26 protein-coding genes are annotated in these 25,739 nt (G+C 41.6%); 17 read left to right on the top strand and 9 right to left on the bottom strand.

The features are described 5' to 3' along the window. Positions 1–22 precede the first annotated feature (22 nt). Entirely contained in the window at positions 23–1,237 is a 1,215-nt protein-coding gene (locus tag PR683_RS13520; protein ID WP_272571607.1) for an aspartate aminotransferase family protein, read from the top strand. Between the two features lie 47 nt (positions 1,238–1,284). Here PR683_RS13520 and PR683_RS13515 read toward each other — a convergent pair whose 3' ends face one another. Next, complete coding sequence (locus tag PR683_RS13515) at positions 1,285–2,913, bottom strand: hypothetical protein (RefSeq protein ID WP_272571606.1); 1,629 nt, start codon at positions 2,911–2,913, stop codon at positions 1,285–1,287. A gap of 193 nt (positions 2,914–3,106) precedes the next feature. Beyond that, a complete protein-coding gene (crp, locus tag PR683_RS13510) occupies positions 3,107–3,739 on the bottom strand; it encodes a cAMP-activated global transcriptional regulator CRP (protein WP_004262556.1) in 633 nt (210 codons plus the stop codon). Positions 3,740–4,095: 356 nt separating this feature from the next. Between crp and PR683_RS13505 the strand changes: the two genes are divergently transcribed. Beyond that, positions 4,096–4,497, top strand: coding sequence for an OsmC family protein (locus PR683_RS13505; RefSeq protein ID WP_004262554.1), 402 nt, complete (start codon positions 4,096–4,098; stop codon positions 4,495–4,497). 90 nt (positions 4,498–4,587) lie between these two features. Here PR683_RS13505 and PR683_RS13500 read toward each other — a convergent pair whose 3' ends face one another. The 3 genes from PR683_RS13500 to PR683_RS13490 all read right to left on the bottom strand — a co-directional run bounded on the left by PR683_RS13500 (position 4,588) and on the right by PR683_RS13490 (position 6,833). Next, positions 4,588–5,457, bottom strand: coding sequence for a phosphoribulokinase (locus PR683_RS13500; protein WP_110731455.1), 870 nt, complete (start codon positions 5,455–5,457; stop codon positions 4,588–4,590). 177 nt (positions 5,458–5,634) lie between these two features. Further along, entirely contained in the window at positions 5,635–5,853 is a 219-nt protein-coding gene (locus PR683_RS13495; protein ID WP_004262551.1) for a YheU family protein, read from the bottom strand. Further along, positions 5,850–6,833: a hydrolase gene (locus tag PR683_RS13490; RefSeq protein ID WP_004265945.1), complete on the bottom strand. Its 984-nt coding sequence runs from the start codon at positions 6,831–6,833 to the stop codon at positions 5,850–5,852. The genes PR683_RS13495 and PR683_RS13490 overlap by 4 nt, the downstream gene beginning before the upstream one ends. A gap of 101 nt (positions 6,834–6,934) precedes the next feature. On the opposite strand from PR683_RS13490, the gene PR683_RS13485 reads away from it, so the two are divergent. Then, positions 6,935–7,540 carry a LysE family translocator gene (locus PR683_RS13485; protein WP_004265943.1) on the top strand — a complete coding sequence of 202 codons (606 nt, stop codon included), beginning with the start codon at positions 6,935–6,937 and terminating at the stop codon, positions 7,538–7,540. 77 nt (positions 7,541–7,617) lie between these two features. Here PR683_RS13485 and murP read toward each other — a convergent pair whose 3' ends face one another. Then, on the bottom strand, positions 7,618–9,084 hold the full coding sequence (gene murP, locus PR683_RS13480) for a PTS N-acetylmuramic acid transporter subunit IIBC (RefSeq protein WP_109912903.1): 1,467 nt from the start codon (positions 9,082–9,084) through the stop codon (positions 7,618–7,620). A 27-nt stretch (positions 9,085–9,111) separates the two neighbouring features. Then, positions 9,112–10,023, bottom strand: coding sequence for an N-acetylmuramic acid 6-phosphate etherase (gene murQ / locus PR683_RS13475; protein WP_110731454.1), 912 nt, complete (start codon positions 10,021–10,023; stop codon positions 9,112–9,114). A 256-nt stretch (positions 10,024–10,279) separates the two neighbouring features. On the opposite strand from murQ, the gene PR683_RS13470 reads away from it, so the two are divergent. Further along, entirely contained in the window at positions 10,280–11,140 is an 861-nt protein-coding gene (locus PR683_RS13470) for a MurR/RpiR family transcriptional regulator (RefSeq protein ID WP_004265935.1), read from the top strand. Positions 11,141–11,244: 104 nt separating this feature from the next. Continuing rightward, complete coding sequence (adiA, locus tag PR683_RS13465; protein ID WP_042851454.1) at positions 11,245–13,512, top strand: arginine decarboxylase; 2,268 nt, start codon at positions 11,245–11,247, stop codon at positions 13,510–13,512. Between the two features lie 80 nt (positions 13,513–13,592). On the opposite strand, the gene PR683_RS13460 is transcribed toward adiA, so the two are convergent. Then, positions 13,593–15,527: an ABC transporter ATP-binding protein gene (locus PR683_RS13460; RefSeq protein ID WP_164528299.1), complete on the bottom strand. Its 1,935-nt coding sequence runs from the start codon at positions 15,525–15,527 to the stop codon at positions 13,593–13,595. A 151-nt stretch (positions 15,528–15,678) separates the two neighbouring features. On the opposite strand from PR683_RS13460, the gene kefG reads away from it, so the two are divergent. The 4 genes from kefG to slyD all read left to right on the top strand — a co-directional run bounded on the left by kefG (position 15,679) and on the right by slyD (position 18,941). Further along, positions 15,679–16,233, top strand: coding sequence for a glutathione-regulated potassium-efflux system ancillary protein KefG (kefG, locus tag PR683_RS13455; protein WP_004265928.1), 555 nt, complete (start codon positions 15,679–15,681; stop codon positions 16,231–16,233). Further along, complete coding sequence (gene kefB, locus PR683_RS13450) at positions 16,233–18,041, top strand: glutathione-regulated potassium-efflux system protein KefB (RefSeq protein ID WP_004265926.1); 1,809 nt, start codon at positions 16,233–16,235, stop codon at positions 18,039–18,041. Before kefG ends, kefB begins: the two co-directional genes overlap by 1 nt. Before the next feature lie 9 nt (positions 18,042–18,050). Next, complete coding sequence (locus PR683_RS13445; RefSeq protein ID WP_004265924.1) at positions 18,051–18,254, top strand: YheV family putative zinc ribbon protein; 204 nt, start codon at positions 18,051–18,053, stop codon at positions 18,252–18,254. 87 nt (positions 18,255–18,341) lie between these two features. Further along, positions 18,342–18,941, top strand: coding sequence for a peptidylprolyl isomerase (gene slyD, locus PR683_RS13440; RefSeq protein WP_004265922.1), 600 nt, complete (start codon positions 18,342–18,344; stop codon positions 18,939–18,941). A gap of 80 nt (positions 18,942–19,021) precedes the next feature. On the opposite strand, the gene PR683_RS13435 is transcribed toward slyD, so the two are convergent. Then, entirely contained in the window at positions 19,022–19,243 is a 222-nt protein-coding gene (locus PR683_RS13435) for a SlyX family protein (RefSeq protein WP_004262507.1), read from the bottom strand. Between the two features lie 246 nt (positions 19,244–19,489). On the opposite strand from PR683_RS13435, the gene fkpA reads away from it, so the two are divergent. From fkpA to fusA, 8 genes are all read left to right on the top strand, one after another. Continuing rightward, positions 19,490–20,233, top strand: coding sequence for an FKBP-type peptidyl-prolyl cis-trans isomerase (gene fkpA, locus PR683_RS13430; protein WP_004262506.1), 744 nt, complete (start codon positions 19,490–19,492; stop codon positions 20,231–20,233). A 298-nt stretch (positions 20,234–20,531) separates the two neighbouring features. Continuing rightward, on the top strand, positions 20,532–21,236 hold the full coding sequence (locus PR683_RS13425) for a helix-turn-helix transcriptional regulator (protein WP_004262503.1): 705 nt from the start codon (positions 20,532–20,534) through the stop codon (positions 21,234–21,236). Next, a complete protein-coding gene (tusD, locus tag PR683_RS13420; protein ID WP_115166426.1) occupies positions 21,233–21,637 on the top strand; it encodes a sulfurtransferase complex subunit TusD in 405 nt (134 codons plus the stop codon). Before PR683_RS13425 ends, tusD begins: the two co-directional genes overlap by 4 nt. Positions 21,638–21,661: 24 nt before the next feature. Next, entirely contained in the window at positions 21,662–22,021 is a 360-nt protein-coding gene (gene tusC / locus PR683_RS13415) for a sulfurtransferase complex subunit TusC (RefSeq protein ID WP_109912908.1), read from the top strand. Between the two features lie 57 nt (positions 22,022–22,078). Next, on the top strand, positions 22,079–22,366 hold the full coding sequence (gene tusB / locus PR683_RS13410) for a sulfurtransferase complex subunit TusB (RefSeq protein WP_004265906.1): 288 nt from the start codon (positions 22,079–22,081) through the stop codon (positions 22,364–22,366). 136 nt (positions 22,367–22,502) lie between these two features. After that, the gene (gene rpsL / locus PR683_RS13405) at positions 22,503–22,877 is read left to right on the top strand and encodes a 30S ribosomal protein S12 (protein WP_004265905.1); all 375 of its coding nucleotides are present in this window, start codon (positions 22,503–22,505) and stop codon (positions 22,875–22,877) included. Between the two features lie 97 nt (positions 22,878–22,974). Beyond that, positions 22,975–23,445: a 30S ribosomal protein S7 gene (gene rpsG, locus PR683_RS13400; protein WP_004262486.1), complete on the top strand. Its 471-nt coding sequence runs from the start codon at positions 22,975–22,977 to the stop codon at positions 23,443–23,445. Between the two features lie 89 nt (positions 23,446–23,534). Next, positions 23,535–25,661: an elongation factor G gene (fusA, locus tag PR683_RS13395; protein ID WP_109912909.1), complete on the top strand. Its 2,127-nt coding sequence runs from the start codon at positions 23,535–23,537 to the stop codon at positions 25,659–25,661. Positions 25,662–25,739 lie beyond the last annotated feature (78 nt).

The following is a 25,739-nucleotide window of genomic DNA, read 5'->3' as shown; positions in this document are numbered from 1 at the left end:
TAAATAAGAGCAGGTGAGGGGTATGTCTGAGCAACCAATAGTAAATCGGCAAACTTTTGATCAAGTTATGTTACCTATTTTTTCGCCAGCGGAATTTATTCCAGTTAAAGGCGAAGGTAGCCGCGTTTGGGATCAGCAAGGTAAAGAATATATTGATTTTGCTGGTGGGATCGCTGTTCTTGCTTTGGGGCATTGCCACCCTAGTTTGGTGGCTGCGGTGCGTGAACAAAGCGAAAAGCTATGGCATGTCAGTAATATTTTCACTAACGAGCAGGCGCTAAAGTTAGCACAAAAGCTCACGAATGCGACATTTGCTGACCGCGCATTTTTTGTGAATTCCGGCTCAGAAGCTAACGAAGCTGCGTTTAAATTAGCACGCCGCTACGCTATTACTAAATACAGCCCCTATAAAACTAAGATTATCGCTTTCAAACAAGCTTTCCACGGACGCACATTATTTACTGTTTCGGTCGGTGGGCAAGCAAAATATGCGGATGGTTTTGGGCCAAAGCCTGCGGATATTATTCATGTGCCATTTAATGACCTTGATGCTGTCAAAGCGGTGATTGATGAAAATACCTGCGCAGTTGTTCTTGAGCCAGTACAAGGTGAAGGTGGCGTCACCGCAGCAACAGCGGAATTTCTGCAAGGAGTTCGTAAGCTGTGTGATGAAAATAATGCCTTGTTGATTTTTGATGAAGTACAAAGCGGTATGGGGCGTACAGGTAAATTATTCTCTTATATGCACTACAATGTCACTCCCGATATTCTAACCACAGCAAAAGCATTGGGTGGCGGTTTCCCTATTAGTGCAATGATCACCACTGAAGAAGTGGCAAAAACCATGGAAGTGGGTGCGCACGGTACCACCTATGGTGGCAATCCCTTAGCGTGTGCAGTTGGTAATGCGGCGTTTGATATTATTAATACTGAGGAAGTATTAAATGGTGTCGAAAAGCGTCGTGAATTATTTGTCGCTCATTTAAATAAACTGAATGATAAATATCACATTTTCTCTGAGATCAGAGGAATGGGGTTATTAATTGGCGCTGAATTAGATGGCAAACTATTGAATCGCTCGAAAGATATCCTGCAAGCCAGTGCAGTAGAAGGTCTGATGATGCTCAATGCCGGCACCAATGTTTTACGTTTTACGCCTTCACTGATTATTTCCGAGGAAGAAATTAATAGTGGGATGGCGAAATTAGAAACGGCAATTGGGGCGTTGCTGGGTTAACTTCGATATCAAAGGTGCAGAAATGATCCTCTGCACCTTTATTGTAATTAAGCTTTTACGCTATGTTGTAAATTTTCTAGTTGACCTTTTAATTCAGCAAAATGCTCTTCTTCTTTTTTTATTTCTATTCGAAGATGCTCTAAATCATTAATGGTTTCCTCTACGCCTTTTAGTTTAGTACCTAAATTCTTGGTGTCTGAATTTTTATTATCTAATGTATTATTCTGTGAGTTTTCATTTAGTGGAAATTGATATTTATTTCTATTATGATTTTTTCTTAACATTGTTGTTTTAGTTTGAGGAATTTCCCCATTAAATTTATTTTTATTTTTCTTTATTTTCAATTGATTATGTGTTTCTTTATGGCGTTTTTCTGTGTTTTCTAATTCTTTATTTTTCAGGTCATTATTGTTTTGAGTAACGTCATTGCTTATAATTTTTTTCTTTGTTGATTCTTTTAAACTATATTCTACATCATCAGTTGGCTCTGAAAAATAGCCGGATGAATTTGAGCTTATGCTTTCATTACTCGAATAAGAATTAATTTTTGAATCCTGATGGTTATCATTAAAAAATTCATTAAATACTGTTTTTGCATCTTCACTAATAATATCAGAGCCTGACTTATTTATTATGAGAATTGTATCATCTATCATTTCTTGCGAATAATTGTGTTGGACGAATTCTGCAATCTGTGTTTTTTCACCCTGATTTAGTGGGTTATTCCAGTTAAGATCATTATCATCCCAAGTTAATTGTTTATTTATAGTAGACTCATCTATATAATTTTCTAACCTTCTAATGGTTGATTTCATTTGATTAAAAATATTTTCGATCTTTTTGTGTTTTTCAGCTGGTGATTTAGTAAAGTCTAGAATATCGATGATATTTAATTGCTTAAACTTTTTATAATATTGAAATGGCTCATTATTTTTGGTTTTTTTGTCTTTAATTATAAGTTCCTTGGCTTTTGATTCAACTAAGCTAACTTCATTGAGTAGGATTTTATAGCTATTATATAATTCTGAATTTTCTTGCTGTACTGTATAAAATACGTTATTCGTAGCCTTGGCGTCATTAATGTTTTCGTGTTGTTTCATTAAATTTTGTCTGGCTATAGTGGCTTTGTCTATAATTTTAGCCTTTCCACTTTCAAACTTAACACATAGTTCTTCATTGTTATTTTTTTTAAGTATATTTTTTAAATAACGAATGCCTTTTTCATGTGTTGATTTTATTTCTAATATTAAATTTGAAAATCGACCAGCTGAGCGATTTAAACGGAAATCTTTAAAAACTTTGGTTTCTGTAGTGCTTATTTTATTAAGTGGCATTAGCTCGGTATCCTTTTTTTTACTGATAAGTGAATCATTTTTTATTTCAATGCTATTTTTGAAGATATCTAATGAGGAAACTAAATCATCCTCATGATAGGTATAAGGTAATAAGAGCTTTTCAACAGGTGGTGAATAGGGTAGTTGATTTAGTACGGGCTGTGCACTTTCGTGAAATTCACTATTCTGAATTGCAAAGTTTATTTTATTATAACTCTCTGAGCTCAATGGCTTAATAATATTTAGATTATCAATGACTGAGGTTTTTTTGTATGGAATTACTTTGTTGTTAATGTTAATAAATATACTGGCTTGATTATTTACTTTAGTATCTAACGTCACGACTAATAATCTCCTAATAATGGTTAACTCCCATTATATTAGTTCGATAATTAGCTAGAAGAATATAAAGAAACGATACTCATTAATGAAAGTATATAAATAGGCTATGGATAAGCAAAAATAGCGTTATACCGGAGGTATAACGCTATTCTAAAGTGGGCGCCTCGCCAAGAGAGCGAGGCTGAAAGGTTAATTAACGAGTACCGTAAACAACAATGGTTTTACCATGTGCAGAGATCAGGTTTTGGTCTTCTAACATTTTTAGAATACGGCCGACTGTTTCACGGGAACAACCCACGATTTGGCCTATTTCCTGACGAGTAATTTTGATTTGCATACCGTCTGGGTGTGTCATTGCATCAGGTTGTTTAGCTAAGTTTAATAGCGTTTGAGCAATACGGCCTGTAACGTCTAAGAATGCGAGGTTACCGACTTTCTCAGATGTTGTTTGTAAGCGACTAGCCATTTGCGCAGAAAGGCGCATTAAAATATCAGGGTTTACCTGAATTAATTGACGGAATTTTTTGTAAGAAATTTCAGCAACTTCGCAGGCTATTTTGGCTCTAACCCACGCAGTACGTTCTTGCCCTTCTTCAAATAACCCAAGCTCACCAATGAAATCCCCCTGATTCAGGTAAGAGAGGATCATTTCTTTGCCTTCTTCATCTTTAATTAAAACAGCCACCGAACCTTTAACGATATAGTAAAGGGTTTCTGCTTTCTCACCCTGATGGATAAGAGTGCTCTTGGATGGATATTTATGAATATGGCAGTGTGACAAAAACCATTCAAGAGTAGGGTCTGTTTGTGGCTTGCCGAGAACCATTAGCGTTATCCTCTGTATGTTATTGCAGCCATTCAGAAAAACATACTAGAAAGGCTGGCTTTAAAGTCACTAGCTTAGCATATTAATTTGCCTTATATACCTTTAAATAATCTAACAGCTGATTGCTTCAGCGTTTTTGATTGCTTTGGGTAACGCAAATTGATATCAACACTATAATATGATCAATTAAACCGTTGAGTTTTGATCTTAATCCTATCAACTAAGTATTGTTTGTAGCATATTCAATAAAGAAAGTCTTCCCTGTATCGCTTCAGCCAAATAAAGTTGATATAACATTCATTGTATCTATGGAACAATGTAGCCTTTAAACCGATTTCATTTCAAGGGGAAATATAATGGAAGCAAGAGTTAAGTGGGTTGAAGGACTTTCTTTTCTAGGGGAGTCAGCGTCTGGGCACCAAGTGATGATGGACGGTAATGCAGGTGATAAAGCCCCAAGCCCAATGGAAATGGTGCTAATGGCTGCGGGTGGTTGCAGCGCGATTGATGTCGTTTCGATTCTACAAAAGGGCCGCTATGATATTACGGATTGTGAGGTGAAATTAACCTCACAGCGTCGCGAAGAAGCCCCTCGTTATTTTGTGAAAATCCATTTACATTTTATTGTAACAGGGAATGAATTAACGGAAAAAGCGGTCGAACGAGCCGTTCAACTTTCTGCTGAAAAATATTGTTCAGTCGCATTGATGTTAGAGAAAACCGTTGAAGTCACACACAGCTTTGAAATAAAAAACTAAAAATAAATTTAATTTTTATTGGTATATTTGAATTAAAAGATGCTTACCTTAATTAATGATAAGCATCTTATTTATTAATCAAAAAATAATTTAATTGTTGTCCTTTTGATTAATTAGTTTTTCGACTATTGGCGCCATAATTAATTCCATGGCTAAACCTAGTTTTCCTCCGGGGACGACAATTGTATTCATTGCAGAAATGAAAGAGCCAGATATCATTGATAGCAAATAGGGGAAATCAATTTGCTCTAGCCCACGAAAGCGGATCACAATAAAGCTTTCATCTTGTGATGGAATGGCTTTAGCCGAAAATGGGTTGGAGGTATCTACCGTCGGAACGCGTTGAAAATTGATGTGAGTGCGAGAAAATTGTGGCGTGATGTAATTAATATAGTCGCCCATAGAACGCACGACAGAGTCCATAACGGCTTCACGGGAGTGCCCTCGCTCTGTCGTATCACGGATTAATTTTTGGATCCATTCTAGGTTGACTATAGGGACAACACCGACAAGTAAATCAACATGTTGTGCGACATTATGTTCCGGTGTGACAACACCGCCATGTAGCCCCTCATAAAACAAAATATCCGTTTTATCTGGCAGCGGTTCCCAAGGGGTAAATGTCCCGGGCTGCAAGCCATAAGGTACCGCTTCATCATAAGTATGTAGATATTTACGGGATTGCCCACAACCCGTTTTTGCATAGTCAACTAAGGTTTGTTCAAGCAAAGCAAAATCATTCGCTTCGGGGCCAAAGTAACTGATGTGCCGGCCTTGTTCTCTGGCTTTACGGATAGCCATATCCATTTCAGGGCGTGTATAGCGGTGAAAACTATCCCCTTCTAATGTTGCAGGCTGGATATTTAATTGGTGAAAAACTTTACGAAATGCTTGGCTAGTTGACGTTGTGCCAGCACCGCTCGAACCGGTGATAGCAATAATTGGGTGCTTTTTGGACATCGTGGACTCCCTGTGCTGCGCTTATAAGCACTATTTTAATCAATAGTGCATGAAGCGGATTAACGGGTGTTAGGGTTGTGAGCCTTATTTGATGGTTTTACGACATGATTATGTTGGAAAAAACGCAACTTTTTTATGACAAAAGATGACGTAAAAATGAACCATGGAATAAAAACATCATACAGAAAAACTTCCCTTAGGCATGAAATTAACCGATTCATGCAATTCAGACCAGACTAGCACAATTTCGCCAGAAACTAACTGCCGTTTCACATCGTTAACCTTATCTTGCAGGCTTTTTTCATGGGAGCCGTAGTCGGTTCCCTCACGCAATACGTAGCTCTCAATCAGGTTTTCCAATGTTTCAGGCTCAAGTTCTTGCCAAGGAATAATCACATTATTTCCTTATCTAAATAAGGGGTTAGCCATTGAGGAATACGGCTTTCTAACCACATTTGCGGTTTTCTGAATGTACCGCTCACAAAGCCGACGTGCCCGCCATGTTCTGTCATTTGGTATTCCACATTGTGGGGTAAAAATGATAAATCAGGAACAACTTCAGGCGCCATAAATGGGTCATCTTTGGCGTGAATAATTAACGTTGGTTTAGTGATATAAGCTAACTTGGGTAATGCACTGCATTTTTGATAATAATCTGTCGCATCATCAAATCCATGAATACGAGCAGTAATCACATCATCAAACTCACGGATCCGCTTAAGCTGCTTCAATTGTAAGAGGTTTAAGGGTAATGAGCCTGGATAACGGACTAATTTCCGGGTGGCATTGCGTTTCAAGCCATTTAGTAAGTAACGTTGATAGAACTGAGAGATGCCTTTTTCCATGCGTAAAGAGCAGGCTTCTAACATCAAAGGAGCTGAAACAACAACACCCGCATCGACATCTGCATTTTGACCGCTTTCAGCTAAATAGCAGGCTAACATATTGCCACCAAGAGAATAACCAACTGCGGCGGTTGGCGCATCACCATAGGTTTGTTTCAACCAGCGGAGAAAATAGCGAGCATCACTGGTTTCACCTGAATGGTAAATTCGCTGTTGGCGATTGGGTTCACCACTACAACCGCGAAAATGCATAATCACACCCAACCAACCATGTTTTTGGGCAGTTTCTAGCATTCCGTGAGCGTAAGGGCTTTTAAAATTACCTTCTAGACCATGGAAAATCACTAATCGTGGTTTATGCGCTGCTAGCTCGGGTTTTTCACTCCAAGCGAGATCGATAAAATCGCCATCAGGCAATTCAAGCCGTTGCCATATAGGTTTGATTTTCGGTGTTCTACGGAAAATCCTTGGCAGTAATGTTTGGAGGTGTGGATTTTTAGCCCAACTTATTGGACGAAAGTTTTCTGACATAGCCTTATTTTTATTTAATGGAGACTCTTGTGAGTCACATAACATACTGTTATTTTTTTGTGATGCAAGTAAACAAATTTGAGTTTGAGGCTAAATTATAAATGACACTGGGGCTGATTTTTTCTCTTTTTACGTTTTTATTCATTGCAGCAGTCACACCCGGCCCTAACAATATGTTGCTAACGTCAAGTGCAGCAAACTACGGTTTTCGCCATACGATTACATTATGCCTTGGTATTATGTTAGGGATGCAGTCCATACTTTATCTTTCTGCATTCGGTATTGCTGCACTTTTATTGCTCTATCCTGCGATTCATATCGCCTTAAAAGTCGCCGGAAGCATCTACCTGTTATGGCTCGCATGGAAAACAGCGACGGCAAATTATGCACCACTGAAGACGAATAGCGAAGTTGCGAAAAGCGTGACTTGGTATCAAGGTGGCTTATTGCAGTTTTTAAACCCGAAAGCATGGATGATGGGTTTGGGAGCCGTAGGGGGATTTAGCTTACCCGGTGAGTTATTTACTCAATCTATTTTAATGATGAGTATCGCATTTGTGGTGGTTAACTTAGTGGCGGGTTTAATCTGGATGGGGTTTGGTTCATTAATCAGCCTATTTTTGCGTAGCCGCCGTGCTTGGTTTATTTTTAACTGGGTAATGGGGATTTTAACGGCTTTGTGCGTTCCCCTGATTTGGTTGGAATGATTTTCTGATAAAAGTGCAGTTTATATGACTCATCAAAAAGCAGCCCATGGGCTGCTTTTTACATGTAAGGGAGGCGATTAGTCTAAATCGACGTTCTTAGTTCCGAAAAAATAAGTAAAAATAAAACCGAATAAGTAGGATGTGAATAACCCGCCCACATAAACTAACATTCCAGGGAACACCCCATCAGCTGACGTCATCATTGGGATAGCGACTAAGCCAGAAGGGCCAAAGACGGTATTCAAACCAACCGGTAAACCCATCCAAGCCACTAGCCCAACAAAGAAACCGCCTGCGGCACCACCTAAACATGCGGTGACAAATGGCTTCATCCGCGGAAGAGTTACACCGTAAATAAGTGGTTCACCGACACCTAAGAAACCTGGAATGATAGCCCCACGAATCTGATTGCGTAACACCGAATCTTTTGCGGCTTTAACATACAACGCCATTGCTGCACCAACTTGGCCACCACCTGCCATCGCTAGGATAGGGAAGAGTGAGTTAAAACCTTGAGTTTCAACGAGTGCCATATATACCGGAACAAAACCTTGGTGCACGCCAAACATGACTGCAATTAAGAATAGCCCAGCAAGTATGGCAGTTCCGAATGGGTTGCTGCTTAAATGAACAAACAGCCATGACATGCCAGAGAATAACCAGCTCCCAATAGGCATGATAAAGATAAACACAGCAGCACCAACAATTAATAAGGTAATTGTTGAGGTTAAAATCATATCAAGGTTAGCTGGGATAATTTTGCGTACCTGTTTTTCAACCCATGCGCCAAAAATACACGCAATCAATACCCCAATAATGTTACCTCTTGGGTCGATAGCCAACCCGAAAAAGCTATTCATGTCAGAATAGAACCCTTTGGCTATTTCAGGGTTATATCCAAGAACAAACAATGAAGCAATGATGGCACCATTTACCGCGCTACCGCCAAAGGCTTTTTGAGTATTATAACCAATGAGAATGCTTAGAAAGCTAAACAGCCCTTTGCTAAATACTGACATATATAAAATAGTATGTACGAGTAGGGTCTGCTCTTCAGGCTTTGTTGGAAGCCCTGCTGGGAAATAGGTTTGTTTCGCTAGAGTTGCAAAGCCTAATAGTAGGCCGGCAGCAATAAAGCCCGGAATTAACGGTGTAAATATCGTGGCAAATTTGGATAAAAACCGATGAACGGCACTGGTTTGTTTCTTTTTCAGTTGCTGCTTATTTGCGGAGGCAATGTCGTTTAAATCCTGAGGCTGGGTTGTTGCCTCATGGCTATCCTCTTCACCACTATCCAACAGTTGGTTCATTAAGTCTGCGGCAGTTTGTGCTTTACCCGGGCCAAGGATCACTTGCAGCTGTTCATCACTCTCAATGACACCAAGCACCCCTGCGATTTGTTTGAGTGCAGCTTTATCGACTAGTTGGTCATCGTTGAGTGTGAGGCGCAAACGGGTCATACAGTTACCCGCTAATTTAATATTACGGCGTCCTCCAACGTGTTGTAGGACCTGCTGTATCATTTCTATTGTTATTTTAGCCATACTATTTATCCCATTAAAATCCGCAAATTAGGCGGATGAGGCCATATTGAGTGCCGTACGAATAAAACCGTTGTTGTCTAAGAGCAGTTGACGTGCATCATCGGCATTCAAGCCCGATAGCACCATTAAAATGGCAGTTTTGCAGTGTCGATTACATTGTTGAAGGGCGGTTTCTGCAGTAGTTCGGTCACAGTCGGTCGCTTCCATCACAATTTTTGTTTGTCTTTCAATGAGTTTGGCGTTTGTCGCTTCAACATCAACCATTAAATTACCAAACACCTTTCCGATGCGGATCATTGCCCCAGTGGTGATCATATTGAGTACCAATTTTTGTGCAGTTCCTGCTTTCATGCGTGAAGAGCCTGTGACAACTTCTGCACCGACAACGGGAGTGATAGCAATATCTGCGGCATTGGCAATTGGGCTATTTGGGTTACAGCTAATGGCAGCTGTGGTTGCACCAATAGCATTCGCGTATGCTAAAGCTCCTAATACATAAGGTGTTCGGCCACTCGCTGCGATACCCACTAACACATCATTATCATTGAATTGAATGTCTTTGAGGTCTTGTTCGCCAAGTTCAGGTTTATCTTCTGCATTTTCTACGGCACGGAAGATAGCCTGATGACCACCGGCGATTAAACCAACAACTTGCTCATGGGGCGTTCCATAAGTCGGCGGGCATTCACTGGCATCAAGAATTCCTAAACGGCCAGAGGTTCCTGCGCCTGAGTAAATCAGACGACCGCCTTTTAAAAAGGCTGCTGCGACTTTATCAACCAGTTGGGCAATTTCAGGGAGCACTTTTTCAACCGCTAACGGAACGAGTTTGTCCTCATTATTAATGACCTTTAGCATTTCAGCCGTTGATAGTTGGTCGATATTAGTACTGGCTGCATTACGGCTTTCAGTTACCATTTTGCTTAAGTCGATAGTCATAAAAATTGCTCCTAGATCAGTTATTGGGCTAATATTAAGGAATTATTTATTCCTTATATGTGACTAATATCACGGTGCTATCTATTCTATCTTGTGAATATACAAGAATATTTTGTGATTTATTTTACGGACTAAAGTTACGACTCTTTGAATTGTAAGTATTATTTATCAGGCATCAGTGACTTGGTTGAGGAATAATTTATTATTATTTTTTTATCTATAGGTCTGGCTATTACAACTATTATTAGAGGTCACCATGACATTATTGGACATCATTACTTACTCACTACCGCGATTAGCAGAAAATCAACGTAAAATTGCACAATTTATCCTTGAAAATCCCGAAAATGTACTGAATTTATCGTCTCAGCAATTAGCAGAAATTTTAGATGTCAGCCAATCTGCCATCGTTAAGTTTAGTCAAAAAGTCGGGGTGAAGGGGTATCCCGCCTTGAAACTTGCACTTAGTGAGATTATTGGACGCCAGCAACTGAAAGAGGGAGCACCTCATTCCGCTTTACATAACCGCATTGCACCTGATGATAACTTGATGGTTGTTGCTCAGAAATTGGCAATGGAGAAAAATCATTCAATTACAGAAACAACAAAATTAATTGATTTCAGACAGTTTGAACGCATTGTTGAGCGAATAGACCAATCACAGAGAGTACAGATTGTCGGTATTGGTGGGTCAGGCTTAACTGCAAAAGATTTAAGTTATAAATTACAAAAAATTGGTATTACAACGCTCGTGGAGTCAGACCATCATGTGCAAATTGCTGCGGCACTCACTCTCAATGCTCATGATGTACAAATCGTTATTTCTTTTACAGGGAAGCGTAAAGACATGCTAACAGCAGCGAATATTGCACGTAAGCAAGGGGCATGTGTCATTGCGATTACGCGTGACTGTGATTCACCACTGGGGCAAATTGCTGATTACGTTCTTGAAAGTATCGCGGAGGAAGATGAATGGCGTAGTTCATCAATTTCTTCAAGAACCGCACAAAATACGCTTACTGACCTGATTTTTATGGCGTTATTGCAACGGCGAGAAGCGAAAGCAAAGTCGTTAGTTATGAATGCAAGAGTAGTGATTAATAAATTAGATGAGTGATTAGTGGCTTGAATCCTCATCGATAACTTTGCAATCAAACCTTATTTACGTTAAGACTAATATTATCAGTATTTTGATTTTAAAAAGTTAAAAGGGAGTTATTGATGAGAGCACTCATAGTTTATACGGAATTAACCGATGACGACTCCGTGATTAGCCATGCTGTAGCAAGACTTGCTAGTGAACTTAAAGATGAGCACGTAGAAACCGTGATCATTCGTAATTTTGAAGATGGGATGGCATACATTCGATCAAATACCAGTATTGATTGCTTGTTATATGGCCGAGATATGTCAGACAAGCAAGAACAAACTCAGGCACATCAATTAATTACCCAACTTCATCGCAGACAAGAAGATGTGCCTGTTTTTTTATTAAGTGATCGTGAAGAAGCTTTGACGGCATTCGACCGCAAAATGATGGAGCAAGTTGATGAGTTTGCTTGGATTTTAGAAGACTCCGCTGATTTTATCGCAGGCCGAGTTCTTGCCGCGATAATCCGTTACCGCGCTAATTTATTGCCCCCTTTGATGAAAAGCTTGATTAAATACAGTGATGTACATGAATATTCATGGGCAGCACCGGGTCATCAGGGCGGTGTTGGGTTCACCAAAACCCCCGCGGGCCGCATTTATCATGATTTCTTTGGAGAAAACTTGTTTCGTACCGATATTGGTATCGAGCGAGTTGCCGTGGGGTCACTGTTAGACCATACCGGCGCATTTGGTGAATGTGAAAGAAATGCCGCCCGTATTTTTGGTGCTGACCAATCTTATTCAGTGGTCGTGGGAACATCAGGTTCGAACCGAACGATTATGCAAGCTTGTATGACGGATGATGACGTTGTTGTCATTGACCGTAACTGCCACAAATCTATTGAGCAAGGTTTGATTTTAACTGGAGCAAAACCGGTTTATATGACGCCAAGCCGTAATCGTTATGGCATTATTGGTCCGATTTACCCTCAAGAGATGACACCGGAAGCGATTACTGAAAAAATCGCTAAAAACCCATTAACTTCGGATAAAATTGGCAAACGTCCCGCATATAGTGTAGTAACTAACTGTACTTACGATGGCGTATGCTATCACGCACGCAAAGTTCAGGATTTGCTTGATGAATCATTGGATAGAATCCATTTTGATGAGGCATGGTACGGCTACGCGCGCTTTAACCCTATCTACCGTGACCACTTTGCGATGCGTGATGACCCTAGAAAAGACGATGAACCTACCGTTTTTGCGACCCACTCTACGCATAAATTATTGAATGCACTTTCACAAGCTTCATTTATCCACGTCCGAAATGGCCGTAATGCGATTGATTTTAATCGTTTTAACCAAGCTTATCATATGCATGCGACCACCTCGCCGCTATATGCAATTTGTGCCTCGAATGATATTGCCGCAGATATGATGGACGGCAACAGTGGGCGTTCACTCACTGATGAAGTCATCCGTGAAGCCATCGACTTCCGTCAATCACTGGGCTTCCTATACAAAGAATTTATCAATGATGATGAGTGGTTCTTCAAACCATGGAATCAAGAAATGGTGAAAGACCCAGCAACAGGTAAACGCTATGCATTTGAAGATGCCCCTGTTGAACTGTTGATGAAAGAGCAAAGCTGCTGGGTGATGAATCCTGAAGATAAATGGCATGGTTTTAAAGATATCCCTGAAAATTGGGCGATGCTTGACCCAATTAAGGTAAGTATCTTGTCGCCAGGGATGGGAGATGACGGTAAATTACTGGATAGCGGAGTTCCTGCTGCTTTAGTCACAGCTTGGTTAAATCATTATGGTATTGTGCCAACCCGTACGACCGATTTCCAAATTATGTTCTTGTTTTCGATGGGAATTACGAAAGGAAAATGGGGGACATTGGTCAATGCGCTGCTGTCGTTTAAGCGCCACTATGACAATAATACGGCACTGAAAAAGGTATTGCCTGAAGTGGTTGAAGCGGCTCCTGAGATCTATAGTGAGATGGGGCTACGTGATTTAGGGAATAAAATGTTTGTGTATCTACAAAAAAATAACCCTGGAGGCCAACTAAATCAGGCTTATGAACAACTCCCTGCAGTGATGATGAGCCCGCGCGATGCCTACCAAGAAATTGTTGCTAACCGTGTTGAGTCGGTTCCTTTAGATAAACTCGCCGGGCGTATTGCTGCTAACTCGATTATTCCCTATCCACCGGGTATCCCAATGTTGTTATCGGGGGAAAGCTTTGGCGATAAAAATAGCCCACATATCGGCTATTTACATAGTCTTCAAGCATGGGATAGCGAATTCCCTGGTTTTGAACACGAAACCGAAGGCACTGAAATTATTGATGGCCAGTATTATGTGATGTGTGTGAAAGAATAAGATTCAGTGATGATAAAAACGAAAAGCTATCAAAAGATAGCTTTTCGTGATTTTAATGGATTGTGATGTTTTATAACGAATTAATTTAATTCAAACTCACTAGTCATGGTTTCTAACTGCTCTTGCAATTCCATCCACTCCACTTCCACGTCTTCAAGCGCTGCTTTGTGTTCAGTTTGTTTTTTCAAACATTCCGTCAATTCAGCTTTTTTATCTTGTTCATAGATGGCTGCATCAGAAAGTTTTGCTTCAAGCTCACTCAGGGCATGAGAGTGTTTATCCATCTGCTTTTCCAATTCCGTAATTTTTTTACGGATAGGCTGAGTTAACTGACGAAATTCAGCTTCACGACGTTTTTGATCTTTTCTATCTTGTGCCGTCACCGTTGCAGCGGCTGCTGGTTTATCTTTCTCTTGTTGATCACGCACTTGCTGTAATTCGAGCTTGTTTTGCTCAGCTAGCCATTGTTGGTAATCTTCTAAATCACCATCAAACTGCTCTACAGAACCGCCGTGGACTAAATACAGTTCATCGGTCGTGGTGCGCAATAAATGCCTATCATGGGAAACGACAACTAAAGCGCCTTCGAAGGCCATTAAGGCTTCAGTAAGCGCTTGGCGCATATCTAAGTCCAAGTGGTTAGTTGGTTCATCGAGCAGCAGTAAATTAGGGCGCTGCCAGACGATTAAAGAGAGAACTAAGCGCGCTTTTTCTCCACCAGAAAAACGGCCACTTGGGTCAGTAACTTGGTCACCTTTAAAACCGAAACCACCTAAATAGTCACGTAATTGCTGCTCAGTTTGCTCAGGGGCAAGGCGAGCAAGATGCTGCAAGGGGGATTCTTCAGGGTGCAAATACTCTAATTGGTGCTGGGCGAAATAACCGAGTTTAATCCCTTTTGCGAGGGAAATTTCTCCCTGTAATGGAGGTAAGTCGCCAGCTAACATTTTGATTAAAGTTGATTTACCTGCGCCGTTACGCCCGAGCAGACCAATGCGTGACCCCGGGACTAAGTTCAGTTTGATGGATTGCAAAATGACCTTTTCACCGTAGCCTGCGCTGACTTTTTCCATTTTTAATAATGGATTCGGTAAGCTTTCTGGTTTGCGGAATGAAAAATGGAATGGGTTATCCACATGAGCCGGTGCGACCATTTCCATTCTTTCAAGCATCTTAATGCGGCTTTGTGCTTGCTTGGCTTTGGTGGCTTGCACTCTAAAGCGGTCAATATAACTTTGTAAATGCGCAGCTTTAGCTTGTTGGCTTTCATACAACGCTTGCTGCTGGGCGAGTTTTGTCGCACGTTGGCGCTCAAAAGACGAGTAGTTACCCGTATATTCGAACATGGTTTCTTGTTCGATATGCAGCACTTTATCAATAATCGGGTCGAGGAAATCCCTATCATGGGAAATCAAAATCAGGGTGCCTTGGTAGCTTTTTAACCACTTTTCTAACCAAATGACCGCGTCTAAATCAAGGTGGTTGGTTGGCTCATCGAGTAACAACAGGTCAGAACGGCAAAGCAGTGCCTGCGCGAGGTTCAAACGCATCCGCCATCCACCCGAAAATGATTTTACTGGGGAATCTAGCTGTGTTTGGCTGAAACCTAAGCCATGTAGCAAACTGGAGGCGCGAGAACGAATGGTCCATGCATCAATCGCATCAAGCTGCCCATGAACTACTGCGATGGCATGGCCATCATTTTTTTCATTGGCTTGCTGTAGTTTTTGTTCTAAGGCTCGGAACTCGCGATCACCATCAATGACATATTCAAGAGCGGGCACATCAAGCGCGGGAGTCTCTTGGTTCACCCATGCCATAGACCAATTGCTTGGAAAGGTTGCAGAACCTGCTTCAGCTTGTAATTCGCCTTTTAATAACGCAAGAAGCGTCGATTTACCGCAGCCGTTTTTACCCACTAAACCAACTTTTTGGCCGGGGTTAATAGTCGCAGTGGCATTGTCCAGTAGGACACGAACACCTCGGCGAATTTGGAGTGAAGAGAAAACAATCATAGCAACCGTCTATTAAAAATATGTTAAATTACCCAAATCTACACACCCGAATAATAATACAAAGACTGCAATGTTTAGGGTGTAAACTCTATTTAGCAGGCTGCATGGTAACGGAAAATGTTCCGTCTGACACGCCTTTGAGGAGGGAAAGATGTCAAATACACCGAAAGTGTTGGTGGTCTACGCTCACCCGGACCCCGACGAATCGATGGCTAATAAGGCGTTATTGGGGGCAGTACGTGATTTTGACCATGTGACTGTGCACGATTTATACGCAATTTACCCAGATTATTTTATTGATGTTACCGCGGAGCAAAAATTATTGTGTCAGCACGATATCATTGTTTTTCAGCATCCTCTCTATACTTATAGTTGCCCTGCTTTATTAAAAGAGTGGTTTGATCGCGTGTTAACTCGCCGTTTTGCTACCGACGTGGGGTACCAGAAATTAAAAGGCAAATATTGGCGCTCGGTGATCACGACGGGGGAGCCTATCCACGCTTATCAACATGATGGGTATAATCATTACCCGCTTACAGAAATACTTCGCCCATTTGAATTGACCGCATTAATGTGTGATATGCAGTGGTTAGAACCAACCATTATTTATGCAGCACGTCGGCAGCCTAAAGAACGCTTTGAACAGCTTATCGATGACTACCGTCAATGGATGCAGCAACCGCTAGGTGCGGGAGGGTTATCCTAATGTCAGAACTGGGGCTATTTGAATCCGTTATCATCTTCCTTTGTGCAGGGGTCGTTATGGTACCTATCGCACAAAAAATCCGCTTAGGTGCTGTGCTTGGGTATTTGCTTGCCGGGATCATGATTGGGCCATTTGTTTTCGGCTTTATTCGCAATGTTGATGATATTTTACACTTCTCCGAAATGGGGGTGGTGTTCCTGATGTTTCTTATTGGGTTAGAGCTAAAACCTTCTAAATTATGGGAACTTAGGCGCTCTATTTTCGGTGTGGGCACGCTTCAAGTGGTCGTGACCGCAGCTATCATGGCGTCACTGCTATTTTTAGCCAAATTCTCTTGGCAAGCGGCTATTGTCGGTGGATTAGGTATGGCGATGTCATCAACGGCAATGGCACTTCAATTGATGAACGAAAAAGGGATGTCCAACAAAGAAAGTGGGCAACTCGGTTTCTCTGTTTTGTTATTCCAAGATATGGCCGTTATCCCGATTATGGCGCTGATCCCATTGTTAGCAGGGGATTCAGCAACCAGTGATTGGCAAAAGATTGGTTTGAAGATAGTGGCGTTCGCAGGCTTATGGGTCGTTGGCCGTTACTTATTGAGGCCGATGTTCAGGCTTGCTGCTAAATCTGGCGTTCATGAAATTTTTACGGCTGCCGCCTTATTGGTGGTATTAGGTTCTGCACTCATTATGGAAAGCCTTGGGTTTTCTATGGCTCTGGGAACCTTTATGGCAGGGGTCATGTTAGCGGAAACAGAATTCCGTCATGAATTGGAAATTAATATCGAACCGTTTAAAGGTCTGCTACTGGGGCTATTTTTTATCTCAGTAGGTATGTCATTGAATTTAGATGTGTTGTGGGCCTATTTACCGCAAGTATTGATTGCTGTTGTAGTATTGGTCGCTGTCAAAGCGTTAGTACTTTACGGACTGAGTTTAGCCGCTAGGCTTCGAAATGGTGCGAGAGCGCAATTTTCTGGTGTGCTTAGCCAAGGTGGCGAATTTGCATTTGTAATCTATGCAACCGCCTTTGGTGCAAGTGTGATTAATGAACGGCAAATGGATTTATTGCTGGTGGTTGTCACGCTTTCGATGATGACCACTCCACTTGTGATGCAATTGATAGATGCTTATTTGAACTATCGTTATAATCAACAGCCGGCCTCGAGTGAAAAACCGTTTGTAGAGGATAATGACCCGCATGTTATTTTGGTCGGTTTTGGTCGTATGGGTCAGGTAGTTGGCCGATTATTAATGGCCAATAAGGTTAAAATTACAGTACTAGAACAAGATGTTACGGCGATTAGTACCATGCGCCGCTACGGCTATACAGTATATTACGGCGATGCACGTGAACTGCAATTATTGCGCTCAGCAGGAGCTGATAAAGCCAAATCTATCGTGATTACCAGTGATGTCCCTGAAGAAGTGATGGAAATTGTGCAAATTTGCCAAGAAAACTTCCCTAACTTGCATATTATTGCTCGTGCTAAAGGTCGTCTTGAGGCTCATGAGCTATTGCAATGTGGCGTGACTGACTTTAGCCGCGAAACATTCTCGAGTGCGCTTGAACTTGGCAGCAAGGCTTTAGTCAGTACGGGGATGCACCCTCATAAAGCTTATCGTGCCAAGCAGCATTTTCGCCGTTTAGACATGAAAATGCTCAGGGATATCTACCCTGAAAATGAAAATAGTGATAGCGGGCAAATTTCACGCATTAAAGAGGCGCGTCGTGAACTTAATGAGCTCTTTGAGAAAGAAATGCAAAGAGAGCATCGTCAGCCCCATAGTTGGAATAATGAACAGTAAGGGTTAGAAATGGCTTCAATACGTAAACGCTTTATTGCTGGGGCGATTTGCCCTAAGTGTAAGTCACAAGACACATTAATGATGTGGCGTGAAGATAAAATTGATGTCGTTGAGTGTGTCAATTGCGGCGATCAACAACGCCAAGCAGGGGATGAAGCAACTGGTCATGTTAGGCAAAAAGAGCAGGTTATTGGAATTTTTACACCTGAATAATAGAAATTTGTCAATTCTCAATACATCATCATAGTTTTTCGGTACAATTGGCAAAAAATTTTTCCCTTACGGGTAGTAGGAGATGTCATGAAAGTAGCAAAAGACTTGGTGGTCAGCTTGGCTTATCAAGTAAGAACAGAAGACGGTGTTTTAGTTGATGAATCACCAGCAAGCGCACCAATGGACTATTTGCATGGTCGTGGGTCTTTAATTTCAGGTTTAGAAAAAGCATTAGAAGGTCGTTCTGTGGGCGAAAACTTCGATGTTGAAGTCGCTTCAGACGATGCATATGGCCAATACGATGACAACTTAGTTCAACGTGTTCCTAAAGATGTATTTATGGGTGTTGATGAGCTAGAAGTGGGTATGCGTTTCTTAGCTGACACTGACATGGGCCCAGTTCCTGTCGAAATCACAGGCATTGAAGGTGATGAAGTTATCGTTGACGGTAACCACATGTTAGCAGGCCAAAACCTGAAATTTAATGTTGAAGTCATGGCTATCCGTGAAGCAACAGAAGAAGAAATTGCACATGGCCACGTCCATGGTGCAGGCGGTCACGACCATGATCACGATCACGAAGGTGGTTGCTGTGGCGGTGGTGGTCATAGCCATGGTTCAGAAGGCGGTTGCTGCGGTGGCGGCGAAGGTCACGGACACAAACAAGGCGGCTGCGGCTGCCACTAATACCTTGTATTAGTGTTTGTAAAAAAAGGAAGCGAAAGCTTCCTTTTTTGTATTTGAAATCAAGAATTTTATCTTTGAAATCAATAGTGTGGCGGTGGTGTTTCTTCTTCTGGCCTTGCTAAGTGAGAATCTTGGGATGATTTCAGTCTTTCAGCCACAATGCGTAAATGCTCTTGAAGGCGGCTCATTTGCATTTGCTGGTCAGTAATAACCTGGTTAAGTTGCTCAATCGCCAGTTCTTGAAAGGCAACTTTACTTTCTAAAAGTTCTAAGCGTTGTTCAAATGTATCAGATGAGTCCATATCCGACTCTCCTTAAGCGTTTATATCGTAATTAAACCATCATAATAACTGAACATTACAAATCAATAGATAAGTTTTAGTTAAAGATATAGGCGACGAAACGACTTTTTGTTAATGTGGTCTCAGTAGTTATTATATTTTTTTAATACTCAATGGAGTAACGGGGTCTAAACTTAAAGAGCCCTACCCATAAAACGAATAGTTCGCTATTCGAATATAATCGAATAAAAGTTATCGGAGACTAGGATGAAATCACTGTTTAAGGCAAGCCTTTTAGCAACTACGCTAGCATTTACTTTTGCTGCTCCGCAAGTGATGGCAGCGGAAGCCAAAGCACAAAGCAGCGCATTCAAAAACGCAGAAGAGCGTAATGCGTATGCACTGGGTGCGTCTTTAGGTCGCTACATGCAGAATTCTTTAGAAGAGCAAAAAACAATTGGTATTAACTTGGACAAAGCCCAATTACTTGCTGGTGTCCAAGATGCATTTAACGGCAAAAGCAAAATGACCGATGCAGAAGTTGAGGAAACATTGCGTCAGTTTGAAGGTCAAGTCAAAGAAGCTGCCGACAAAAAAATGAAAGAAGAATCAGCCAACAATGAGAAAAAAGGTGCTGAGTACCGCGAAAAATACGCGAAAGAAAAAGGCGTTGTAAAAACCAAATCAGGCCTGCTGTACAAAATTGAAAAAGACGGTACAGGTGCAAAACCTAAAGCAGACGAAACTGTAGTCGTTCATTACAAAGGTTCTCTGATTGATGGCACTGAATTCGATAGCTCATATTCACGTAACGAGCCACTGACTATCCCATTAAATTCAGTGATTAAAGGCTGGACTGAAGGTTTAGTTAACCTGAAAAAAGGCGGCAAAATGCAGTTAGTGATCCCTGCTGAGTTAGCTTATGGTGAAAATGGCGTGCCAGGTATCCCTGCAAATTCAACATTAGTCTTTGATGTTGAATTATTAGATATCAAACCTGCTGCTAAATAATGATTCACTAAGCATTAGTTAAGTGTATTTTGAAGCCCAACACATTCATGCGTTGGGCTTTTTTGTATTTCTCATCAAAAAAAATTCTCAAATTGTTTAAAACTTGTGATAAAACAGACTGTCTTGCATTCATTCGCTTGACGGCAACGCCGTGGAGTTTTAACTTCAGAAGACTCTATTTTATTTTTTATCATCACAATTGTTGGCTACGAACAAAGTAATGAAGGCCAAATAGTCGAATAATGAACGCCTTTTTAGTCAACAGGATGAGTTTTTACATTAGAAGGATGATGTTGAAATGTCTGATTCTATACAATCACACGACCTCAGCGATATTAACATATTGGATAACCAGCCCTTTTCTGAGACAGACCATGAGATTTTAAAATCATATGAAGCTGCTGTGGATGGTCTGGCAATGCTAATCGGTGGGCACTGTGAAATTGTTCTTCACTCCTTAGAAGACCTAAACTGCTCTGCAGTCAGAATCGCAAATGGTCAGCACACTGGGCGTAAAATCGGCTCACCGATTACAGACCTAGCGTTGAGAATGCTGCACGATATGGCAGACGAAGAATCGAATGTCTCGAAAGCTTATTTTACGAAAGCGAAAAGCGGTGATTTAATGAAATCCGTTACTATTGCGATTCGTAACCGTAAGCAACGTGTGATTGGCTTACTATGCATCAATATGAACTTAGATGTACCGTTCTCTGAAATTATTCAATCGTTTGTTCCAGAAACTAAACAAGAAGTCACTTCAGATGTGAACTTTGCCTCTTCAGTTGATGACCTTGTCGCGCAAACATTGGAATATACGATTGAAGAAGTGGGTGGTGATCGTAATGTCTCTAATAATGCAAAAAACAAGCAAGTGGTTCTTAACTTATACGAAAAAGGTATTTTTGATATTAAAGACGCCATCAACCAAGTAGCTGACCGCCTGAATATTTCTAAGCACACGGTTTACTTATATATTCGTCAATTCAAGAGCGGTGAATGAGTAATACAAATTCGCTAACCTACTGCTTAGTTGTGACAGGTCCCGCTTACGGTACACAACAAGCAGCGAGTGCGTATCAATTTGCAAAAGCCCTTCTTGAAGAAGGGCATATATTGAAAACATTATTTTTTTATCGTGAAGGTGTTTTCAATGCGAATCAGCTTACCTCGCCGGCAACAGATGAATTCAATTTAGTTTCAGCTTGGCAAGAACTGGCAAAACAATCAGGGTGTGAAATGCATATCTGTGTTTCTGCAGCTTTGCGCCGAGGGGTTGTTGACCAAGAACAAGCGCAAAGTTTATCACTTCCAACGGCCAACCTTGCTGAGGGCTTTATAATGAGTGGGTTAGGAAGCCTTGCGGAAGCGATGATAACCACAGACCGAACAATTCAATTCTAAGAACAGCTCAATACAAGGTATCGTGTGAAAAAAATAGCTTTTGTCTTTACAACCATGCCCCATGGAAATGCCAGTGGTCGAGAAGGGCTAGATGCATTATTAGCAACTTCAGCACTGACAGAAGACATTCAGGTGTTTTTTCTCTCTGATGGCGTCTATCAGCTTCTGGCAAACCAACACCCTGCTGAAGTGCTTGCTCGGGATTACATCGCAACATTTAAAATATTGCCATTATATGACATTGAAAAAATTTATCTCTGCAGCTCTTCGTTACAAGAACGAGGGTTAGGGGAAAATACCAAATGGGTCGTGACGCCAACAATTCTCAACAAGAAAGAGATCAGAGCGAGAATAGCTGAATGTGATGTGGTGCTTAATTTTTGATCGGTTGTGTGAATTTTGAGCTTGGGTTAAGTTTTGATCTATAGTAGGATCTTTTCTATGCTGTATACATTAGCAACATCTCCATTTAAATGTGATTTTTCTGCGATGCTAGGCTTTATTACGGCGGAAGACGTAGTTTTACTGATGCAAGATGGCGTGGTTGCGGCAGTCGCACAGTCACCTTTTCTTATTGCATTACAAAAAACAGGTGCGCAGTTGTACGCTTTGGATGCCGACATCAATGCTCGCGGGTTGCAAAATACCCTCTCAACCGCAGTTTCTGTAATCACATATCAAGGTTTTGTGAAGCTAACAGAAGTCCAAAAACAACATTTTGCCATATAAAGGCACTAAAAGTTGTATATTTCTTGACACCTGAGCCAGTCAGCAATAAAATTTCGCGTCCTCGTGTATCGTCATGTTGGCGAACGAGGTCAAAATCCGTGTTTACGAAGCAATAAAACCAGGAGCTTTTTTAATAATGGCAACTATTAATCAGCTGGTACGCAAATCTCGTAGCTCGAAAGTTGTTAAAAGCAACGTTCCAGCACTGGAAGCTTGCCCGCAAAAACGTGGCGTATGTACTCGTGTATATACTACCACTCCTAAGAAACCAAACTCAGCATTACGTAAAGTATGCCGTGTTCGTTTAACTAATGGTTTCGAAGTTTCTTCCTACATCGGTGGTGAAGGCCACAACTTGCAGGAGCACTCCGTTATCCTTATCCGTGGTGGTCGTGTTAAAGACTTACCAGGTGTGCGTTATCACACCGTTCGCGGCGCACTGGACTGTTCTGGTGTTAAAGACCGTAAGCAAGCTCGTTCTAAATACGGCGCGAAAAAACCTAAGGCTTAATGGATTTCCGTTAAGTAAGGCCAAACATTTTAATCTTAATGTCAAAATACTCTCGTAGAGTTTTGGACAAACCTGAATTAACAACGGAGTCATATCCATGCCACGTCGTCGCGTAATAGGTCAACGTAAAATTCTTCCAGATCCTAAGTTCGGATCAGAATTACTGGCCAAGTTTGTAAATATCCTGATGGTAGACGGGAAAAAATCTACTGCTGAAGCAATCGTATATAACGCACTTGAAACCCTTGCTCAGCGTTCTGGTAAAACTGAACTTGATGCATTCGAATTAGCACTAGATAACGTGCGTCCGACTGTGGAAGTTAAATCCCGCCGTGTTGGTGGTTCAACTTACCAAGTTCCAGTTGAAGTTCGCCCGGTTCGTCGTAATGCCCTGGCAATGCGTTGGATCGTTGATGCTGCTCGTAAACGCGGTGATAAATCTATGGCGCTTCGCCTGGCAAATGAATTATCAGACGCTGCTGAGAACAAAGGTTCCGCTGTTAAGAAACGTGAAGACGTTCACCGTATGGCAGAAGCTAACAAGGCGTTCGCACACTACCGTTGGTAATTATTTCTTACCCACATTAGTGATGTATCTCAGGGTAGCCATTTGCTACCCTTTATATGAAGCATTGAACGCCCACGAGAGAGGAAAAAATGGCCCGTCAAACGCCCATAGCACGTTATCGTAATATCGGTATCAGTGCACACATCGACGCTGGTAAAACCACAACTTCTGAACGTATTCTGTTCTATACTGGTGTAAACCATAAAATTGGTGAAACTCACGAAGGTTCTGCAACAATGGACTGGATGGAGCAGGAGCAAGAGCGTGGTATTACTATCACATCTGCAGCGACTACTGCATTCTGGTCTGGTATGGCAAAACAGTATGAGCCACACCGTATCAATATCATCGACACCCCAGGACACGTTGACTTCACCATCGAAGTAGAACGTTCTATGCGTGTTCTTGATGGCGCAGTAATGGTTTACTGTGCGGTTGGTGGTGTTCAGCCACAGTCTGAAACTGTATGGCGTCAGGCTAACAAATATAAAGTTCCACGTATCGCGTTCGTTAACAAAATGGACCGTATGGGTGCGAACTTCTTACGTGTTGTTGAGCAATTAAAATCACGTTTAGCTGCTAACGCAGTTCCACTGCAATTACCAGTTGGCGCAGAAGAGTCGTTCACTGGTGTTGTTGACTTGCTGAAAATGAAAGCAATCAAGTGGAGCGATGAAGACCAGGGCGTTACCTTCGAATACGAAGATATCCCTGCGAACATGCAAGAAGCTGCTGAAGAGTGGCACAACAACCTGATCGAAACCGCAGCAGAAGCATCAGAAGAACTGATGGAAAAATATCTGGGCGGTGAAGAACTGACCGAAGCAGAAATTAAATCTGCATTACGTCAACGTGTTCTTGCAAGCGAAATTATTCTGGTTACCTGTGGTTCTGCATTTAAGAACAAAGGTGTTCAGGCGATGCTGGATGCAGTTGTTGATTACTTACCTGCGCCAACAGATGTACCTGCAATCAATGGTATTCTGGACGACGGTAAAGACACTCCTGCAGAGCGTCACGCAAGTGATGATGAGCCATTCTCATCATTAGCATTTAAAATTGCAACCGACCCATTCGTTGGTAACTTAACGTTCTTCCGTGTTTACTCTGGTGTTGTTAACTCAGGTGACACAGTTCTGAACGCAGTGAAATCGAAAAAAGAACGTTTTGGCCGTATCGTACAGATGCACGCTAACAAACGTGAAGAGATCAAAGAAGTTCGCGCTGGTGACATCGCGGCGGCTATCGGTCTGAAAGACGTAACTACAGGTGATACTTTATGTGCGGTTGATGCACCAATCATCCTGGAGCGTATGGAATTCCCAGAGCCAGTAATCTCTGTTGCAATCGAACCAAAAACTAAAGCTGACCAAGAAAAAATGGGTATCGCATTAGGCCGTCTGGCTCAAGAAGACCCATCATTCCGCGTATCAAGTGATGAAGAGACTAATCAGACTATCATCGCTGGTATGGGTGAATTGCACTTGGACGTTCTGGTTGACCGTATGCGTCGCGAATTTAAAGTTGAAGCGAACGTTGGTAAACCTCAAGTTGCTTACCGTGAAGCAATCACTATGAAAGTGACTGATATCGAAGGTAAACACGCGAAACAGTCTGGTGGTCGTGGTCAGTATGGTCATGTCGTTATCGATATGTTCCCACTGAACAAAAACGATAAAGACGGCGTTCAAATGGATTACGAATTTGCCAACGACATCAAAGGTGGTGTAATTCCTACTGAATACATCCCTGCGGTTGACAAAGGTATCCAAGAACAGTTGAAATCTGGTCCATTAGCTGGTTACCCGGTTGTTAACATGGGTGTTCGTTTACATTTCGGTTCTTACCATGATGTTGACTCCTCTGAATTGGCGTTTAAACTTGCGGCTTCAATCGCGTTTAAAGATGGCTTCAAAAAAGCTAAACCAGTTCTGCTTGAGCCAATCATGAAAGTTGAAGTGGAAACACCAGAAGACTACATGGGTGATGTTATTGGTGACCTGAACCGTCGTCGTGGTATGATTGAAGGTATGGATGACCTGCCTACTGGTAAAGTCGTTCGTGCACAAGTACCATTGTCAGAAATGTTCGGTTATGCTACTGACCTGCGTTCTCAGACACAAGGTCGTGCTTCATACTCTATGGAGTTCCTGAAGTACAATGAAGCACCAAACAACGTTGCACAAGCTGTAATCGAAGCTCGTAACGCTAAATAATCGATTTTTATCGGTTAACAACTTTAATTTAAGTTCCTTCTTTATCGTGAAGAGGGAACTCCATAAGGAATAGAGTCG

This window comes from Providencia sp. PROV269, from assembly GCF_028477785.1.
Taxonomy (GTDB): domain Bacteria; phylum Pseudomonadota; class Gammaproteobacteria; order Enterobacterales; family Enterobacteriaceae; genus Providencia; species Providencia rettgeri.
The sequence above is the reverse complement of the archived record's forward strand: the minus strand, read 5'-3'. Positions and strand labels throughout refer to the sequence as shown.

What these genes read in the sequence shown, in the direction of transcription:
- murQ (WP_110731454.1), bottom strand. Translation starts at nt 10,023, where the DNA reads ATGACTATCGACTTAAGCAAAATGGTAACTGAAAGCCGTAATGCAGCC.
- PR683_RS13500 (WP_110731455.1), bottom strand. Translation starts at nt 5,457, where the DNA reads ATGTCCAAAAAGCACCCAATTATTGCTATCACCGGTTCGAGCGGTGCT.
- PR683_RS13425 (WP_004262503.1), top strand. Translation starts at nt 20,532, where the DNA reads ATGTCTGATTCTATACAATCACACGACCTCAGCGATATTAACATATTG.
- fusA (WP_109912909.1), top strand. Translation starts at nt 23,535, where the DNA reads ATGGCCCGTCAAACGCCCATAGCACGTTATCGTAATATCGGTATCAGT.
- PR683_RS13470 (WP_004265935.1), top strand. Translation starts at nt 10,280, where the DNA reads ATGACATTATTGGACATCATTACTTACTCACTACCGCGATTAGCAGAA.
- PR683_RS13485 (WP_004265943.1), top strand. Translation starts at nt 6,935, where the DNA reads ATGACACTGGGGCTGATTTTTTCTCTTTTTACGTTTTTATTCATTGCA.
- PR683_RS13505 (WP_004262554.1), top strand. Translation starts at nt 4,096, where the DNA reads ATGGAAGCAAGAGTTAAGTGGGTTGAAGGACTTTCTTTTCTAGGGGAG.
- PR683_RS13520 (WP_272571607.1), top strand. Translation starts at nt 23, where the DNA reads ATGTCTGAGCAACCAATAGTAAATCGGCAAACTTTTGATCAAGTTATG.
- kefG (WP_004265928.1), top strand. Translation starts at nt 15,679, where the DNA reads ATGTCAAATACACCGAAAGTGTTGGTGGTCTACGCTCACCCGGACCCC.
- PR683_RS13460 (WP_164528299.1), bottom strand. Translation starts at nt 15,527, where the DNA reads ATGATTGTTTTCTCTTCACTCCAAATTCGCCGAGGTGTTCGTGTCCTA.
- fkpA (WP_004262506.1), top strand. Translation starts at nt 19,490, where the DNA reads ATGAAATCACTGTTTAAGGCAAGCCTTTTAGCAACTACGCTAGCATTT.
- murP (WP_109912903.1), bottom strand. Translation starts at nt 9,084, where the DNA reads ATGGCTAAAATAACAATAGAAATGATACAGCAGGTCCTACAACACGTT.
- rpsG (WP_004262486.1), top strand. Translation starts at nt 22,975, where the DNA reads ATGCCACGTCGTCGCGTAATAGGTCAACGTAAAATTCTTCCAGATCCT.
- PR683_RS13445 (WP_004265924.1), top strand. Translation starts at nt 18,051, where the DNA reads ATGGCTTCAATACGTAAACGCTTTATTGCTGGGGCGATTTGCCCTAAG.
- tusD (WP_115166426.1), top strand. Translation starts at nt 21,233, where the DNA reads ATGAGTAATACAAATTCGCTAACCTACTGCTTAGTTGTGACAGGTCCC.
- kefB (WP_004265926.1), top strand. Translation starts at nt 16,233, where the DNA reads ATGTCAGAACTGGGGCTATTTGAATCCGTTATCATCTTCCTTTGTGCA.
- PR683_RS13435 (WP_004262507.1), bottom strand. Translation starts at nt 19,243, where the DNA reads ATGGACTCATCTGATACATTTGAACAACGCTTAGAACTTTTAGAAAGT.
- adiA (WP_042851454.1), top strand. Translation starts at nt 11,245, where the DNA reads ATGAGAGCACTCATAGTTTATACGGAATTAACCGATGACGACTCCGTG.
- PR683_RS13490 (WP_004265945.1), bottom strand. Translation starts at nt 6,833, where the DNA reads ATGTCAGAAAACTTTCGTCCAATAAGTTGGGCTAAAAATCCACACCTC.
- rpsL (WP_004265905.1), top strand. Translation starts at nt 22,503, where the DNA reads ATGGCAACTATTAATCAGCTGGTACGCAAATCTCGTAGCTCGAAAGTT.
- slyD (WP_004265922.1), top strand. Translation starts at nt 18,342, where the DNA reads ATGAAAGTAGCAAAAGACTTGGTGGTCAGCTTGGCTTATCAAGTAAGA.
- tusB (WP_004265906.1), top strand. Translation starts at nt 22,079, where the DNA reads ATGCTGTATACATTAGCAACATCTCCATTTAAATGTGATTTTTCTGCG.
- crp (WP_004262556.1), bottom strand. Translation starts at nt 3,739, where the DNA reads ATGGTTCTCGGCAAGCCACAAACAGACCCTACTCTTGAATGGTTTTTG.